The 15,905-nt window shown below is 41.8% G+C and carries 13 protein-coding genes; 7 read left to right on the top strand and 6 right to left on the bottom strand.

The window, feature by feature from the left end:
• Positions 1 to 7: 7 nt before the first annotated feature.
• Positions 8 to 475 carry a universal stress protein gene (locus METLIM_RS08195; protein WP_004077538.1) on the bottom strand — a complete coding sequence of 156 codons (468 nt, stop codon included), beginning with the start codon at positions 473 to 475 and terminating at the stop codon, positions 8 to 10.
• A gap of 306 nt (positions 476 to 781) precedes the next feature.
• Here METLIM_RS08195 and aspS point away from each other — a divergent pair, with 306 nt between their 5' ends.
• From aspS to METLIM_RS08180, 3 genes are read left to right on the top strand one after another with little or no spacing between them, the layout of a single operon-like run.
• Positions 782 to 2,071: an aspartate--tRNA(Asn) ligase gene (aspS, locus tag METLIM_RS08190; protein WP_004077536.1), complete on the top strand. Its 1,290-nt coding sequence runs from the start codon at positions 782 to 784 to the stop codon at positions 2,069 to 2,071.
• Positions 2,068 to 2,964 (top strand): methionine synthase, encoded by an 897-nt coding sequence (locus METLIM_RS08185; RefSeq protein ID WP_004077534.1) that lies wholly within the window; start codon positions 2,068 to 2,070, stop codon positions 2,962 to 2,964. Before aspS ends, METLIM_RS08185 begins: the two co-directional genes overlap by 4 nt.
• An 11-nt stretch (positions 2,965 to 2,975) precedes the next feature.
• Positions 2,976 to 3,950, top strand: coding sequence for an acyltransferase family protein (locus METLIM_RS08180; protein ID WP_004077532.1), 975 nt, complete (start codon positions 2,976 to 2,978; stop codon positions 3,948 to 3,950).
• A gap of 112 nt (positions 3,951 to 4,062) precedes the next feature.
• Here METLIM_RS08180 and METLIM_RS08175 read toward each other — a convergent pair whose 3' ends face one another.
• From METLIM_RS08175 to METLIM_RS08165, 3 genes are all read right to left on the bottom strand, one after another.
• Positions 4,063 to 4,674 carry an RAD55 family ATPase gene (locus METLIM_RS08175; protein ID WP_004077529.1) on the bottom strand — a complete coding sequence of 204 codons (612 nt, stop codon included), beginning with the start codon at positions 4,672 to 4,674 and terminating at the stop codon, positions 4,063 to 4,065.
• A 2-nt stretch (positions 4,675 to 4,676) separates the two neighbouring features.
• Positions 4,677 to 6,278 (bottom strand): class I adenylate-forming enzyme family protein, encoded by a 1,602-nt coding sequence (locus METLIM_RS08170; RefSeq protein WP_004077526.1) that lies wholly within the window; start codon positions 6,276 to 6,278, stop codon positions 4,677 to 4,679.
• Positions 6,279 to 6,395: 117 nt separating this feature from the next.
• Positions 6,396 to 8,936 (bottom strand): CDC48 family AAA ATPase, encoded by a 2,541-nt coding sequence (locus METLIM_RS08165; RefSeq protein WP_004077524.1) that lies wholly within the window; start codon positions 8,934 to 8,936, stop codon positions 6,396 to 6,398.
• A gap of 51 nt (positions 8,937 to 8,987) precedes the next feature.
• Here METLIM_RS08165 and larC point away from each other — a divergent pair, with 51 nt between their 5' ends.
• Entirely contained in the window at positions 8,988 to 10,187 is a 1,200-nt protein-coding gene (gene larC, locus METLIM_RS08160; protein ID WP_004077514.1) for a nickel pincer cofactor biosynthesis protein LarC, read from the top strand.
• Positions 10,188 to 10,221: 34 nt separating this feature from the next.
• Positions 10,222 to 10,899: a DNA repair and recombination protein RadB gene (gene radB, locus METLIM_RS08155; protein WP_004077512.1), complete on the top strand. Its 678-nt coding sequence runs from the start codon at positions 10,222 to 10,224 to the stop codon at positions 10,897 to 10,899.
• On the opposite strand, the gene dapF is transcribed toward radB, so the two are convergent.
• Positions 10,877 to 11,701, bottom strand: coding sequence for a diaminopimelate epimerase (gene dapF / locus METLIM_RS08150; RefSeq protein WP_004077510.1), 825 nt, complete (start codon positions 11,699 to 11,701; stop codon positions 10,877 to 10,879). The genes radB and dapF overlap by 23 nt on opposite strands.
• 203 nt (positions 11,702 to 11,904) lie before the next feature.
• On the bottom strand, positions 11,905 to 13,110 hold the full coding sequence (locus tag METLIM_RS08145; protein WP_004077508.1) for a RuBisCO large subunit C-terminal-like domain-containing protein: 1,206 nt from the start codon (positions 13,108 to 13,110) through the stop codon (positions 11,905 to 11,907).
• Positions 13,111 to 13,279: 169 nt separating this feature from the next.
• Between METLIM_RS08145 and METLIM_RS08140 the strand changes: the two genes are divergently transcribed.
• Together METLIM_RS08140 and atwA are read left to right on the top strand one after the other, a co-directional pair.
• The gene (locus tag METLIM_RS08140) at positions 13,280 to 14,110 is read left to right on the top strand and encodes an HAD family hydrolase (RefSeq protein WP_004077507.1); all 831 of its coding nucleotides are present in this window, start codon (positions 13,280 to 13,282) and stop codon (positions 14,108 to 14,110) included.
• A 184-nt stretch (positions 14,111 to 14,294) separates the two neighbouring features.
• The gene (gene atwA, locus METLIM_RS08135) at positions 14,295 to 15,905 is read left to right on the top strand and encodes a methyl coenzyme M reductase system, component A2 (RefSeq protein WP_004077506.1); all 1,611 of its coding nucleotides are present in this window, start codon (positions 14,295 to 14,297) and stop codon (positions 15,903 to 15,905) included.

The following is a 15,905-nucleotide window of genomic DNA, read 5'->3' as shown; positions in this document are numbered from 1 at the left end:
GATTTCTCTATAAAATATCTTCATTTCTGCCTTTGACTATCATAGTTGTAATTTTGCTGTGCTGAACAACCGCAGAACTTACACTGCCCATAATCATCCGTTCGAGTCCTGTTTTTCCAGATGAGCCAAGGATAATCATATCTGCAGATATCTCATCTGCAAGATCCAGAATTGCATCCCTGGGATCGCCAAAGAGCGTGTGGGCAATGGCATTTACTCCTGCATCTGCACAGTCTTCAGATGCATCATTAAGGACTCTTTCAGCTTCATTCTCCATAACTTCGTTCATTATCTCAGAACTGCCGTCGGGCAGTGCGGATACAGGGTCAAAAGGCACCCCGCCCCCGACAACATACTGAATTACAAAAACAGGATGTAGTTCTGCTTTTCTGAGTTTTGCCTCCTGTATAGCTACAGACAGTGCCTTCTTTGAATCAATTGAACCGTCAAGCGCGACAATAATTTTTCTGAACATTTATTCTTCATCTCCGGTATAAATTCCGGTCCGGCAGAATTATGTGAAACATTGACTGCAGAGAGATAAAACTCCCTAATCTTCAGAGTTCATTTCTTCCGGACTAAGTAATTGGTTATTCTGATGTTATCATCCTTTTAAATGATAAAATATACCTTTTTTTTGAAAGATGGATGCAGATATCGCTGAAGACACAGTGCGCTTTTTATAAAATATCTATTCTGATGAAGATATCTGCCGTCCGTTTTCATGGACAGATAGTGAAAGCAAAATAAAACCTAAAAACAAATATAATTCAGATATTTTATGCGAACACAGTTAAAGGACGTTACAAAGGATACAGAAAGGGCAGAAGTAATCGGATGGGTTCATGAAGTAAGGGACCTTGGAGGACTTTCCTTCTATATTCTAAGGGACAGAACAGGATTTTTACAGGCAACCGTAGTTAAAAAGAAGGCACCTGAAACGGTAATTGAGTGCGCAAAGAGTATATCACGCGAATCTGTGGTAAGAATTACAGGGGCAGTAAAAGCAACTGAAAAAGCTCCGGGTGGAAGAGAGATTATTCCGGAGACAATGGAATTAATCAGCCGGGCAGAAACCCCATTACCGCTTGATGTTTCAGAAAAGGTTCTTGCAGAAGTAGATACAAGGATTGATAACCGTTATCTTGATGCAAGAAGGCCGAAAGTCGGTGCAATCTTTAAGATCAGAAGTGCTGTTACGCATGCGCTCTATGATCTCTTCTTCAGTGAAGGATTCATAAACATCCATTCACCAAAGGTAGTCGCCGCAGCAACCGAAGGCGGTACTGAGCTTTTCCCTCTTGCATACTTTGAAAAAGAAGCATTTTTAAATCAGAGTCCGCAGCTTTACAAACAGATGATGATGTCTGCCGGATTTGAGAAGGTATTTGAGATCGGGCCGATCTTCAGGGCTGAAGAACATAATACAACAAGGCATCTCAACGAAGCGACGTCGATTGATGTTGAAGTTTCATTCGCTGACCACAATGATGTAATGGATCTCCTTGAAAGGGCAGTCGTTGCAGCATATGCCAATGTTGAAAAAACGTGCAGCGATGAACTTGAACTCTTTGATATTGATTTCACTGTTCCTAAGTCACCGTTCCCAAAGATTACATATGCGCAGGCAATTGACATCGCGGCCATATCAATTGATGAGGGTATTGGGTACGGCGATGACCTTTCAACCGCTGCTGAGCGCGCAATCGGCGAGGAGATGGGGCAGCATTATTTCATCACTGACTGGCCTACAGAGATAAAACCATATTATGCGATGCCTTTTGAAGACAATCCGGAAGTCTGCAAGGCTTTTGACATGATGCATCCCAGAATGGAACTTTCAAGCGGTGCGCAGCGTATTCACCAGCATGATCTTCTGGTAGAGCAGATTATAAACAAAGGACTTTCGCCTGAAAGCTTTGAATTCTACCTGAAACCCTTTAAGTATGGTATGCCTCCGCACTCTGGATGGGGAATGGGTATGGAGCGTCTCATTATGACAATGCTTGACCTGCCAAATATCAGAGAAGCAGTATTATTCCCAAGGGACAGACATAGGCTTACTCCATGACACTAATGCAGAAACTTCTGCCGACAACTGTAGTCGGCAGCTATCCGGCTATACAGGGAAAAGGATTAAAATCTATTCTTGACCCTTTTCAGCCTGCGCTTGAAACCGCTGTAAATGACCAGATTAAAGCCGGCATTGATATTATCTCATCCGGGCAGGTGAGGGGGGATATGATCTCACAGATTATTTCTCTTCTGCCCGGAATCCGAGGTAATAATGTTACAGGCATGGTCCAGGCTCCTTCAAAGCCGATAACTGTTCATGATACAAAATATGCAGTTTCAAAGCATGAAAGGGTTAAGGCAATGTTTGCCGGTCCTTCAACGATTGCACATGCGCTGAAGATCGATACGCCTGTTTACCGCAACAAGAATGAACTTGTTCTTGATCTTGCGCAGGCACTTGCTCATGAGGCAAAGAATCTTGAAAATGCCGGCATCACAATCCTTCAGATAGATGAACCAATACTTTCAACCGGTGCTGCCGATATGGCAACTGCACATGAGGCGATAAGTGCGATTACAGGAGCTGTAAGGGTTCCGGCATGCCTGCATGTATGCGGCAATATTGGAAGTGTCTTTGATGACATCATCAAAATGCCGGTTGAGATCCTCGATTTTGAATTTGCGTGTAATCCTGAAAATCTGGAGTATATCTCCGGAAAAGACCTCAAAAATAAAATGATTGGTTTTGGGGTTGTTGATTCATCATCTGAAAAGATTGATTCTGTAGAAGAGATTTATTCCAGAATATTAAAGGCAACTGATCTCTTTGATCCTGCAAAAATATTAATCGACCCAGACTGTGGCCTTAGGATGCATACGAGAGAGACTGCATTTGCAAAACTGAAAAATATGGTCTCTGCTGCCGATATGGTCAGAAATGAATTATAAATTTTTTTAACATGGATGAAAGATTCAGCAATAATTTTGATCTGCTGAGATTTTTAGCGGCAGCGTCTATTATTTTCTCACATTGTTTTGCCCTTTCTCTTGGCTATGCCAATGTTCATCTCTTTGACTGGCACCTCCTTGTCGGCCAGTTCGGACTTGCAGTACTTCTTGTAATAAGCGGCTATCTCATAACAAAAAGCTGGGAAAAACGACCGGAATTAAAAATATATTTTAAAAAAAGGGCACTCAGACTATTTCCCGGAATGATAGCATCCATTATCTTCATAATTTTGGTTATAGGTCCGGTTAATACATCATATACTTTAAAGGAATATTTTCTAAGACTTGCAGATCCGCAGACATGGGTGGCAATTCCGTTTTATGTCAATGGCTGGGCAATCGGAATATTTACTGAAAATCCTGTAACATATGTCAATGCTCCGTTATGGACAATACCATTTGAATTTATGTTATACACTCTGGTGGCATTTCTTGGAATAACGGCAATATTATTGCGAAAAAACGCCCTACTGCCGGTAATATTTATGACTGTTCTGATGTGGGCTGTGTGGTATGACAATCCTGCACTCAATAAGATCAGATTTGCCGCTTATTTCCTGATTGGTTCGTATCTTTATGTTAACCGGGAAAAAATAGAGTATAAACTGTGGCTTTCGGCACTGCTGTTCATACCGGTGGTAATTTTTTTCAAAACGCCATTTATGTTCGTCTTTGCGCTTATTGCAATACCATATTTTGTTCTCTGCATTGCATACCTCCCGGTAAGACATCTTCACAAATTCGGAATAGCGGGTGACCCTTCGTATGGTATGTACATCTACTCTTACCCGATTCAGCAGACCATAATTCATTTTATTCCGGCAATAGCAGTCAGTCAGTTGATAGGACTTACATTTGCAGTTGTGATTCCAATGGCATATGCATCATGGCATTTAATTGAGAAAAAAGCACTTTCCCTGAAATAGTCATTTTGGAATAGATTTTCCCGGAATAAATCCACTAAACAGGTCATCCGGATAATTTTTTTCATATGATAATTTCAGGCCGGAATTATTAAAGATAAAGGCAGATGTAAGATTATACAACCCGGGCTGTGGTTGAAAGCTCAATTCCGCCTTCTTTTATGTTATATGGGAACACCCTTCCGGGAACATCTGTTCCGGGGATTTTATTTATTGTAAGGTTTCTCTCAATCTCATTTCCATGCATAAATTCATTGAGTGAAATGACGATATCAGAATTTCTTATTAATTTTATTTCATCATAAAGGCTGTGGATATTATTGTACATAAGGTATAATATATTCACATCTGAACTATTATCCATGGCAGATGCTTTTTTCATAAGTGTCAGTGCACTATCTATTCCAAAATTCATTATTACCGATGATATTGAATCAATGACTATTTTTTCACCGGTAATATAATCTGAAATCTCTTCAGGTGTCATTTTGGAGGCATCAGTCATACCTTCGGTGACAGATCCGTCAATCATAATATAAGAACTTTCAACATTCTCTGAGGAGCGGAAAAACTGTTCTGCTATCATCTCAGCACCTGATACAGGACCCGCACAGAGAAGAATGGATTTGCCTTTTATGATCCCGCCGCCAAGCTGAAAGTCAAGACCGGAAATTCCGGTGGACCTTTTGCCTACACCAATATTGGTTCTAATTCCTTTATCAGGCATAATTAAACATTCCCTTCTTTCCCGTCACAGTTACTGCAATACTGAGATCTGAGTTTCTTTCTTAAGAGTTTCCAGCCGTTAACTCTGGGAAGCTCATCTATAATTATATAGCGCCTTGGTACTTTATAACCCGCAAGCCTTGATTTTGCAAAATCCTCAAGTGCTCCGGTATCCAGGACTCTGCCATCCGCAGGGACAACTGCAGCAACAGGAATTTCACCACGATGAACATCAGGACAGCCAAATAATGCAATATCATCAATATCAGGATGTTCAATCATAGCTTTTTCTATCTCAGTTGGATATATCTTCCAGCCTGACATTACAATCATATCCTTCTTTCTGTCGGTTATCGAAACCCTTCCGTCAGGGTCAATAAAGCCCATATCTCCGGTTAAGAACCACCCGTCATCAATAAAAACAGCAGCTGTCTCTTCAGGCATATTCCAGTAGCCTTTTGCAACTCCCGGCCCACGAAGAGCAATTTCACCAGTCTCTTCCGCCGGAAGTTCAGTTGCAGGATCTTCAGGAGAGACTATCTTCACCTCTGAATATCCTACCGGTTTTCCAACGCTTCTGTAACGATCCGCAGACTCATAATCCCCGGGAATGATGGCAGTGCCTGTTCCGACAACAATTGTCTCGGAAAGTCCATAGGCATTGACTATCGGAATGCCAAATCTTGAATGAAACTCTTTCCATACACCTGGATGAAGGGGCCCTCCGCCGCTTATCATCTCCTTTGCAGATGATAATTTCTTCTCAGTGCCATCAGGTGTTTTCATGAGTGAATGAATTACAGGCGGCATTCCGGCGAGAACAGTCACACTGAACCGCTCTGCAAGGCTTATATATTCATCAAGATCAAATCTTTCAATTATTATCCAGGTCGCGCCGGCTTTCAGTGCTGATATGCCCCACGAAACCCCGACATGTGCCATAGGATATATTCCGAGGAATACATCATCTGTCGTAAGTGCTAAAACCTCCCTTTCAGTATCAAGTGCTGCAATCCAGTTTCCGTGAGTAAGCATTGCGCCTTTCTGCCGCCCTGTTGTTCCGGAAGTGTACTGGAGCTGACAGAGATCATCCATTCGGCAGTCTGCCGGCCTGAAAAAACCTTCTGAGTTTTCTTCAAGCAGTTTCCATTCTTCACCTTCTATAGATATATAACTGACAGGAGATATATCCGTACAGGACAATGACCCTTTCCTGGCATTATGCTCACCCAAAGTATCGGTTACAAGGAGTTTTGCACCGGAATCTTCCAGAAGATATCTTATTTCTGCAGGTTTTAAAACAATATTCATCGGTACTGCAACTGCACCGACCCGCCATATTGCAAAATATAATATTACATATTCAGGAATTGATGGCAGATATATTCCAACACGGTCACCTTTTAGGATACCCAGTTCTGTTAAAACATAAGACCAGTTGTTTATTTTGTCATAAAGTTCCCTGTATGAATAACCATAATTATTTGCAGGGGAAAATAAGGCCTTTTTTTCACCAAGTCTGGCGTTATTATCAATAAAAGTTGTGCAGTTTGGCAATTTTAATCCTCCGGTAAATTCCGGATTATCTCCTGCATATATATTCATCTCTGATTTTTAAAAGATTGTTTAAATATTACCAGGGAAGGAGAGAAAAAAAGAAGATCATATTTATGTATTTTCCGGAATTCTGCCATCCTGAAGAGTATAATATATCTGTGTTCATCACTGGTACTCAACAGGCTGGATATCTTTAGGTCTTCCACCCTTGAAATGATTCTTCATGTTCTGATACTGCTCTCTTAAGCTGTCGTTTATCATAGGATGAACTTTCTCAAGAGCTTTTTTAAAATCATCCTCCAGAACCATGCTTCTTCCTTCCCTCATTGCAAACATGGCAGATTCACGGCAGAGAAGTTCAAGATCCGAACCGACATAACCTTCTGTCTTACCTGCAATCTTAACAATGAGGGAGTCCCTTACAGGATCGTCAAGTTTAAGCGCATTTTTATTCAGAAGATCAATTATAATTTTCCTTCTTTTACCTGAAGATAACCTCTTTTCAGCTTTCTTACTGCATAGTTCACATGCCTTTCTTATTTCATCCACCGTAATTATCCTGTTTGGCATAATGTCTCGTTTTTTTCTTATGTCAACAAAAATTTCCTCAAATATTAATTCATCAAAATCTTTTGTAATCTCAAGAATATCCTCTATGACAGAATATTCTATAGGTAAAAATCTGGAGTGAATATGCAGTATCTTCTCTCGTGATTTTGCGTCCGGTTCTCCAATATATACCAGCCTGTCAAACCTTCCGGCACGCAGGAGTGCCTGGTCAATGATATCCGGCCTGTTGGTTGCGGCAAGAACTGAAACACCGGTGAGATCTTCAAGACCGTCAAATTCAGTCAGAATCTGGTTGACCACGCTTTCAATAACATGAGAATCTGATCCACGCCCCCTTGCGGGTGCAAGCGCGTCAAGTTCATCAAAAAATATTATCGAGGGTGCCACCTGACGCGCTTTCCTGAATACTTCCCTGACAGCCTTTTCACTCTCCCCTACCCATTTAGAGAGAAGCTGTGGCCCCCTTACCGGAATGAAATTTGCTCCGCTCTCATTTGCCACTGCTTTTGCTATCAGTGTTTTACCTGTCCCGGGAGGGCCGTAAAGCAGAACACCTCTTGGAGGTTCAATGCCAAGATTTTCAAACCTTTCCCTTTTGGTGAGCGGATATTCAACAGTCTCACGGACTTCCTCCTTTTCAGCGTCAAGACCTCCTATATCCCGCCAGTTTATATGAGATACTTCAAGGAAAACTTCACGCATTGCACTTGGGCTGATCTCTCTTAATGCCAGCCTGAAATCTCTTATTAATATTTCAATTGATTCAAGAATTTCAGGAGATATTTCGTCTGATTCAAGATCAATATGCGGGAGATACCTGCGGAGTGCCCTCATGGCAGCTTCACGGCCGAGTGCCGCTAGATCAGCACCAACAAAACCTGTAGTTTTTCCTGCAAGTTCTTTTAAGAGCATCTCCCTTGTTTTGCCGACTTCATCTTTTATCATCCGGAGTTCTTCTTCAAGATCTCCCCTGTCACTGGGTTCTGCGGCTTTAAGCTCTTTTTTCTTGGCTATAATTCTGTTCTCTCCCTCAATAGGCATACCTCTGGTATGGATTCGGAGTATCTCCATACGATCTTCCTCTCCCGGCACTCCAATCTCAATCTCACGGTCAAAACGTCCCGGCCTTCTAAGAGCCTGGTCAATTGCATCAAGCCGGTTGGTAGCACCTATTACAACTACCTGCCCCCTCTCGTCAAGACCGTCCATCATGGTCAGAAGCTGAGCAACAACCCTCCTCTCAACTTCGCCTGTTACATCCTCTCTTTTTGGTGCAATGGAGTCCAGTTCATCTATGAATATGATGGAGGGAGCATTTTCCTCAGCCTCGTCAAAAATTTCCCTCAGTCTTTGTTCACTCTCGCCGTAATATTTGGAGATTATTTCAGGTCCGGCGATTGATATGAAGTGTGCGCCGCTCTCATTTGCGACTGCCTTTGCAATGAGGGTTTTTCCTGTTCCCGGAGGGCCGTATAGTAAAACACCTTTTGGGGGATCGATTCCAAGTTTACTGAATAATTCCGGGTGCCGCATCGGGAGTTCAATAGTTTCCCTTACATTCTGAAGCTCAGTTTTAAGGCCGCCGATGTCTTCATATGATATCATTTTCAGGCCTTCAAAGCCTGCGGCAGGTTTATCTGAAAATTCTATTTCAGTATCTCTTGAAATAATCACTGCATTTTCTGGTTCCAGATGAATTACCTTAAATGCTACCGGCTGAGGCTGAACAAACGGCATTCCGGCCAGAACCGGAACACTGTCATCATGCAGCACAGGATAATCAATAAGTCTTGACATTGCACTGTTGTAATTTATCGGCAGCTGACGCGGGAGGTCCTCCGGCGGAGCCAGAACAACTCTCTTTGCAGTTACAACCTCCTTTACAGGCGTTACTGAAACCCTGTCACCGATACTGATTCCGGCATTCATCCGGGTAAAGTTATCAATTTTAATTTTTTCCTGATTCCAGTCATTGACCATCATCCTCCATACCTTTGCAACAGTCTTTCTTTTCCCTTCGAGATAGACAAGATCTCCGGGGGAGATATGAAGCTGAAGCATCGTTTCAGGATCAAGTCTTGCCCTTCCGCTTCCCTGATCTTCAGGATAAGCGCTATCAGTTCTGAGATTTATCATGATTACACCTTAAGACAAATATATGCTAATGGATATAAGTAATTGTCATATATGCTCACTATCGTATTTGATCCATTCCATGGTGCTGCGGGAGATATGATAATATCCTCACTGCTTGACCTGGGGGCAGATGAAGAAGAGGTTATGACTGCAATGGAGTCAGTCGTGACCAGACCCTCTCTTAAAAGAGTAAATAGGTGTGGAATTTCAGCTTTATACATCAATACACATGCAGAGAAGATCTCCAGAACCCCGGAAGAGGTATATTCAATTGTTAAAACCGCATCAGCGCCAAAAAATGCTATAACGATGGCATTATCGGTATTCAGAAGAATAGCGGAGGCTGAAGAGAAGATACACGGCCACTGCCCACATTTCCACGAAGTCGGCGCGGATGATGCCATTGCAGATGTTATTGGCGCATGCACAGCGTTTCTCTCTGTTAATCCTGATCTGGTTTTTGTAATGCCTGTAAGGACAGGAACCGGATTTGTAAGGTCAGCACACGGCATAATTCCGGTGCCTGCGCCCGCAACTATGGAGATAATGTGCAGAGGTAAACTCAGGTATTTACATTCCGATGAAAAATGTGAACTGCTTACACCTACCGGTGCGGCATTATTATCAGAATTCAGTTCATATGCCGGAACTGACCACCCACCTGAGGGCAGGATATTATCAACAGGATATGGTGCAGGAACTGCTGATACAGAAGATATACCAAATGTGCTCAGATTATATACAGTTGAATCTGAGCAAAATGAAGAGAATGTTGTGGACATTCTGGAGACAAATGTGGATGATACAACCGGTGAAAATATTGCATATCTTATCCGGAAACTCATGAATTCCGGGGCAAGGGATGTATCCGCAATTCCGGCAATAATGAAGAAAGGCAGGCCCGGACACCTGTTAAAAGTAATATGCAGCCCAAAAGACTCTGAAAAGTTTGTAGGGATTTTATGTGATGAACTAGGCACACTGGGTATAAGGCACTTTAAGTCTGTTCACAGGACTGCTATAAAGAGGATGTTTGAAAAGATTGAGTTAAATTCCGGGGAAAATAAATATTCTGTAACCATAAAAGCCGGCATAAAGGAGAACAGAATTATTTCACTTAAACCTGAATATGATGATATTAAAATCATTGCTGAAAATACCGGAATTCCACTGCAGGAAGTCAGAAGAATTGCCACAGAGAAAGGTTATCAGACATTGAAGCAGAGATTCAGCAGTACAGAACTGAACTAAATGAATAATATATTTTTTTAACGGAAAGTAAACCATGGATATTTCAAAGATACATACAGGCTCAGACGTACTTGACGAACTTATAGGCGGAGGTCTGGAGAAAAGAGTAATTACACAATATTATGGCGAACCTGCAGGAGGTAAAAGCACCTTCTGTCTCATGAGTGCTGTAAGTGTCCTTAAGTCCGGGGGTTCAGTTATATACATAGACTCGGAAGGTTTTTCAGCAGAGCGGTACAGGCAGATTGCCGGAGAAAATGCCACTGAAATGGCTGCTAATATCATTTTATTTGAACCATGTGACTTCAGGGAGCAGAGTATTATGATCGACCAGTGCAGGGAAATCCTGGAGAAAAAAAGCACCGGGCTGATTATTCTTGATTCTATTACGGCACTGTACAGGGTGAATGCCGCAGGTTCCGGAGATGTGCAGAGGCAGCTGTCGCAGCAGCTGATTAAACTTCTGGCTTATTCAAGAAGATATGATATCCCCGTAATTGTAACAAATCAGGTCTATACTGACATTGATACAGACAGGCTGTCAGGCCTTGGAGGGACATCACTAAGACATATTTCAAAGGTGATCGTCAGAATAGAAAGGGATAATAACTCAAGAAAAGCTGTTCTTGAAAAACACCGCTCAAAACCGGAGGGAGAATCTTTTCGGTTTGAAATAACAGAAAAAGGGATTAAAAAGATATCGAACCCTTAAATACTGTAACAGCAGGCCCCTTCATTCTTGCCCTTCCGTCATCTATAAATATCGTCAGCGGACCGCCTTTTGTTGTGACACTGACCACATTCCCGGTTTTGTTAAGATAATTTGCAACTGCGGCAGAGGCTGTTGATCCTGTACCGCAGCTGAATGTTTCGTCCTCAACGCCTCTTTCAAATGTCCGGATGGCAATTTCATCTTTGCCTGTGATCTCTACAAAATTTACATTTGCCCCTTTTGGAAATGATTCATGGTGTCTTATCTTTGGTGCTATTTCACACACGGGCAGAATGTTAAGGTCCCCGGTGAAGACTACGGCATGGGGCACTCCTGTATTCACAGCATACACGGTCCTGCCGTCAATCTCCTCGCAATAGTTTCCTGATCCTGCTGCCGGTATCCGTGTTCTCTCAAAGATAATTTCACCCATGTCTATAACTGCCGAAAATTCACCTTCGGAATCATACTCCATATCAACAGAGAGAACTCCGGACTCAGTCTCAATTGTGCAGTTAGCCTTAACATATTCCATATCGAAGGCATATTTTGCAAGGCAGCGGATGCCATTGCCGCACATCTCGGCCTCACTTTCATCGGGCTGAAAAAGTCTCATTCTTACATCTGCAACTTCAGATCCGGATACAAATAAGACTCCGTCTGCACCTATACCATACCTGCGGTCGCAGTATAATCCGGCAAACTGCCCCTTCATCAGATCCGGAATTATATTCTCTTTCATCTCATCAATTAAAATGAAATCATTACCGTTACCCTGCAGTTTTGTAAAGAATATCTCCATTTAAAAAACCCTGTTTACGTATTTGTCCCTAAAATTAATCAATTTATTTACATACTTTTTTTTCAGTATTTATAGTGCCGGCATCCACAGATGGACACTTGTCAATACAGAAAAAAACATACAGGTGCCGCCAAAATACTAAAGCAAGAATATAATGTCGTAAAATAATAATGTAGATTATGATAATGTTCTGTGGTTCTGAATTAACGAACACCCCACTTCTCCAGAGCCTTTCTAAGTTCTGTGTGGTCTTTTGCATATTCCTGTGCCGTTAAACCCTCCATATATGCATCCACTGCCTGCCTCATTGCACGCGCACCTGATTCAGTCCCATCAGGGTGCCCGTGAATACCACCTCCGGCCTGCAGAACAATATCACAGCCAAGTCCTGATATTTCAGCGTGAACCTTTCCCGGATGCAACCCGCCGCTTGCCACCGGAAAAACAGGTTTCAGCCCGAAATAATCTTCTTTCAATATTTCGTTGTCCCTTTTAAGCTCTTCGGGTGAATGGCCCATCTTTCCACTTATAGTTCCGGTATGCAGCTGGTCCCCGCCTGAAAGGCGGACAAGTCTTGCAAGCGGCCTCATTGCAATACCGTGTTCTGGCATTCTGGTCATTGCACCATGCATTGTCCGGTGAACATGAACCGGTACATTTATTTTCATCTCTTCTGATAGTGCCTGAAGCGCCGAATAACCGCAGGTGATTACATCAACCATAAGTGTGTTTGCACCATGCTCAAGTGCTCTTTCAGCACGCTCTACTATTCTGTCAGCACGGTCAGAGATATTGACAGCATAAAGGATTTTCCTGCCTGTTTCACCCTGTGCCCTGTCAATTTTCCCCATAACTGCCTCAATTCTCTCATCCATTGGACAAAATGCCTGGTCTGTCAGTGTTTCATCATCTTTAATGAAATCTACACCACCAACAGCGGCATTATATGCAACTTCAGCAGTATCTTTTGGAGTCAGGCCAACCTTTGGTTTAATAATAGTTCCGACATGCGGTCTTCCGGATTTATCTGTACCGATAAGCCTCCTGACACCTTTCATACCAAAAAGAGGTCCTTCAAAGCAGGCAAGTTTTTCAGGAATGTCAATATCCAGAAGACGCACAGCGTCAAGTCTTCCAAGTCCAAAAAGATTTCCGGCAAAAACACTTAGATACTGAGGTATATTTCCAGGTTCAAAAATCTCAGCAGGATAGCGTATTTTTGCGACATACCCGTCTCCCTCTGCATGAAGTTCCTCAACGCTCCCGTCAAGAGCTTTTACATAATCCTTTCTTGTTTTAAGATCAGTCCATGTACCTGTTGTCTCTTCTTCAGCAATTGCTATTGCCGCATCCTCAGGTTTTGTATCGCTGCGTGGCCTGAAGTAATAATATGAGAATAGATCAGACATAGTAATTTACCATTACCGGCAAGGTATTAAAATATTATTGAGGTTCTGCAAAAATATCACTTCCTGAAAATACAAAACACCTTAGATTACTGATGCGTATAAATTCACGCGGAATAATGAAAAGAATGATTAGTATTCCAACAGACTCTTTAATATTACAGGAATTTTTATGAAAGTCGCTATTGTTTTTGACAGTGCAGGCACTCTATTATATACTTACCGTGTAGCGATGGATGTAAGGTCCAGGAAAATGAAGACGGGTGTAGAAAGTACAATGCTCACATGTTCCAAAGAGGGACGATCACTGATTCTTCTTTACGCACACTCGCTGAATATATTTGAGACGCCGTCTGATACACTTCTCTCTGATTATATGAAAAAAGAAGGTATAAAATTTGGAATTGCCTGTTCAAACGGTATAGTTACGCATGAAGAAGTCTCAGAATATCTTCTGAATGATGAATTCGCCAGAATTTCAGATCTCCAGGTATGTATAAAAAAAGTCTGGAACTGTTGCAAAAAACTACCGATTGTTGCTATGAACAGTGGTGTTATCGTTAACCGGAACCTTAAGGGAATTGAATTTACTATAACTTCCGGAGGGCGGCCTTTTTCAAATGCAAAAGAGGCAGTCTCCGATTTACATAAGATGGGAGTTGCAACATATGTAGCATCAGGAGACAGAACAGACAAACTGGTCAGAATGGCTGACTATCTTGGTATTGCCCATGACAATATACACGGTGTTGCTACGCCGTCAATAAAAGCACAGGTCATAAAAGATCTGAAATGTGAATATGATACTGTAATTATGGTTGGGGACGGAGTAAATGATATTCCAGCACTAAGAGAAGCAGATATTTCAGTTCTTACATGTCAGCAAAATAAGAATAAGCCAAATAAACTTATTGAAGCAGCAGACATTATTATAAATGATGTGAGTGAAATTAAAAATATCGCAGAAAATGCAATCAATGGGCGGGATTTCAAAAAAAATTGAATTCTTCAGAGTCCAATATAAACTATTTTAAATTTTAAAGACAATTTTTCATCTACAAAAGATAAGTTGATACTCTCCGGAATTATTTTGATACACTGACACATCAGACTGATGTTAACAGACAATCCAGAAGGAGTAGTATTATTATTATCATAAAACAGTTATTATTTAGAGGATTAATCTTATGGCACCATTTGTTACGGTTGAGAATCTTTGCAAGGACTTTGATGGACATAGGGTTCTGGACAATATAAATTTTGATATAGAAGAAGGGGAAATTGTCGGAATAATAGGCAGAAGCGGTGCAGGCAAAACAGTGCTGATGCATCTTATAAGGGGCGTAGACACACCGCCGACTTCCGGCAGAATTATTTTCCATATATCATACTGTGAAAAATGTCCACATACAGATCTGCAAAGCAAAGCAGGGAGTAAATGCCCAAAATGTGGTAGTAAATTAATTTCAGGCGATTTTGATCTCTGGGATGAAAATAACGCAGGGATGAAGAGAAGGATTATGCGCCGCAGTGCGATAATGTTTCAGAGGTCATTTGCACTTTATGGTGATGACAGGGTAATAGAAAATGTCATGCACGCATTAAGTGATGTAAATTATCCTTCAGAAAAACAGGTTTCAAGAGCTGCAGATCTTCTTGATGAAGTAAGACTCTCGCATAGGATGATGCACATTGCCCGCGATCTCTCCGGTGGAGAAAAACAGCGTGTGGTTCTTGCAAGGCAGCTTGCAAAAGAGCCACTCTTATTATGTGCAGATGAACCTACCGGAACTCTTGACCCCAGAACTGCCAATATCGTCCATGAGATGCTTCATGAGGCATCCGTAAATAACGGTATGAGTATGGTGGTATCTTCTCACTTCTCTGAGATAATTGAAGACATCTGCAAACGCGCAATATTTCTTGAAGATGGTAAGATCAAAAGAATCGGCGACTCCAAAGAAATTGTCAGGGAGTTTCTGAAAGATGCAAACGATGAAGAGAGCTTTGATAAACCTGATATCGGCAAAGATCTGCTTAAAGCAAAAGATGTTACCAAACGCTATATTACTGTTGACAGGGGTATGATTAAAGCCGTTGACGGGGTGTCTTTTGAGGTTGCCGAAAGAGAAATCTTTGGTATAATAGGAACAAGCGGCGCAGGAAAAACTACACTGTCAAGAATAATATCGGGGATTATTGAGCCTACCGGCGGAAACATGGATGTCAGAATCGGTGATCAGTGGATAGATATGACAAAGCCCGGAATAGAATTCCGCGGTCGGGCAAAATGCTACATTGGTCTGCTTCACCAGGAATATGATCTTTACCCGCACAGGAATATTCTGGATAACCTGACAGATTCAATCGGCCTTGAATTCCCGAAAGAACTTGCCATGAGAAAGGCAATAATCACTCTTAAAATGGCCGGTTTTACCGAGGATAAGAGCAGGGACATTCTGAACCGTCTCCCAAGTCAGCTGAGTGAAGGAGAGAAACACCGTGTTGCACTTGCACAGGTGCTTATCCGTGAACCAAGAATTATTCTTCTTGATGAGCCAACCGGAACAATGGATCCAATTACAAAGATAGATGTCAAACATTCCATAATGCACGCACGTGAAGAGATGGACGAGACATTTATTGTTGTTTCCCACGATATGGAATTTGTAAGGGATATATGTGACAGGGCGATGTTGATGAGACATGGTAAGATAGTAACTATCGGAAAAACGGAAGAAGTTCTGGAATACCTTACCAATGAAGAACGCGAAATTATGTCCCGTTCTGAAGTATGA

It is taken from the genome of Methanoplanus limicola DSM 2279 (assembly GCF_000243255.1).
Classification (GTDB): Archaea; Halobacteriota; Methanomicrobia; order Methanomicrobiales; family Methanomicrobiaceae; genus Methanoplanus; species Methanoplanus limicola.
This window is presented reverse-complemented; position numbering and strand designations above follow the sequence as displayed.

Coding starts and splice junctions, on each gene's coding strand:
- METLIM_RS08195 (WP_004077538.1), bottom strand. CDS start 475: ATGTTCAGAAAAATTATTGTCGCGCTTGACGGTTCAATTGATTCAAAG.
- aspS (WP_004077536.1), top strand. CDS start 782: ATGCGAACACAGTTAAAGGACGTTACAAAGGATACAGAAAGGGCAGAA.
- METLIM_RS08185 (WP_004077534.1), top strand. CDS start 2,068: ATGACACTAATGCAGAAACTTCTGCCGACAACTGTAGTCGGCAGCTAT.
- METLIM_RS08180 (WP_004077532.1), top strand. CDS start 2,976: ATGGATGAAAGATTCAGCAATAATTTTGATCTGCTGAGATTTTTAGCG.
- METLIM_RS08175 (WP_004077529.1), bottom strand. CDS start 4,674: ATGCCTGATAAAGGAATTAGAACCAATATTGGTGTAGGCAAAAGGTCC.
- METLIM_RS08170 (WP_004077526.1), bottom strand. CDS start 6,278: ATGAATATATATGCAGGAGATAATCCGGAATTTACCGGAGGATTAAAA.
- METLIM_RS08165 (WP_004077524.1), bottom strand. CDS start 8,936: ATGATAAATCTCAGAACTGATAGCGCTTATCCTGAAGATCAGGGAAGC.
- larC (WP_004077514.1), top strand. CDS start 8,988: ATGCTCACTATCGTATTTGATCCATTCCATGGTGCTGCGGGAGATATG.
- radB (WP_004077512.1), top strand. CDS start 10,222: ATGGATATTTCAAAGATACATACAGGCTCAGACGTACTTGACGAACTT.
- dapF (WP_004077510.1), bottom strand. CDS start 11,701: ATGGAGATATTCTTTACAAAACTGCAGGGTAACGGTAATGATTTCATT.
- METLIM_RS08145 (WP_004077508.1), bottom strand. CDS start 13,110: ATGTCTGATCTATTCTCATATTATTACTTCAGGCCACGCAGCGATACA.
- METLIM_RS08140 (WP_004077507.1), top strand. CDS start 13,280: ATGAAAGTCGCTATTGTTTTTGACAGTGCAGGCACTCTATTATATACT.
- atwA (WP_004077506.1), top strand. CDS start 14,295: ATGGCACCATTTGTTACGGTTGAGAATCTTTGCAAGGACTTTGATGGA.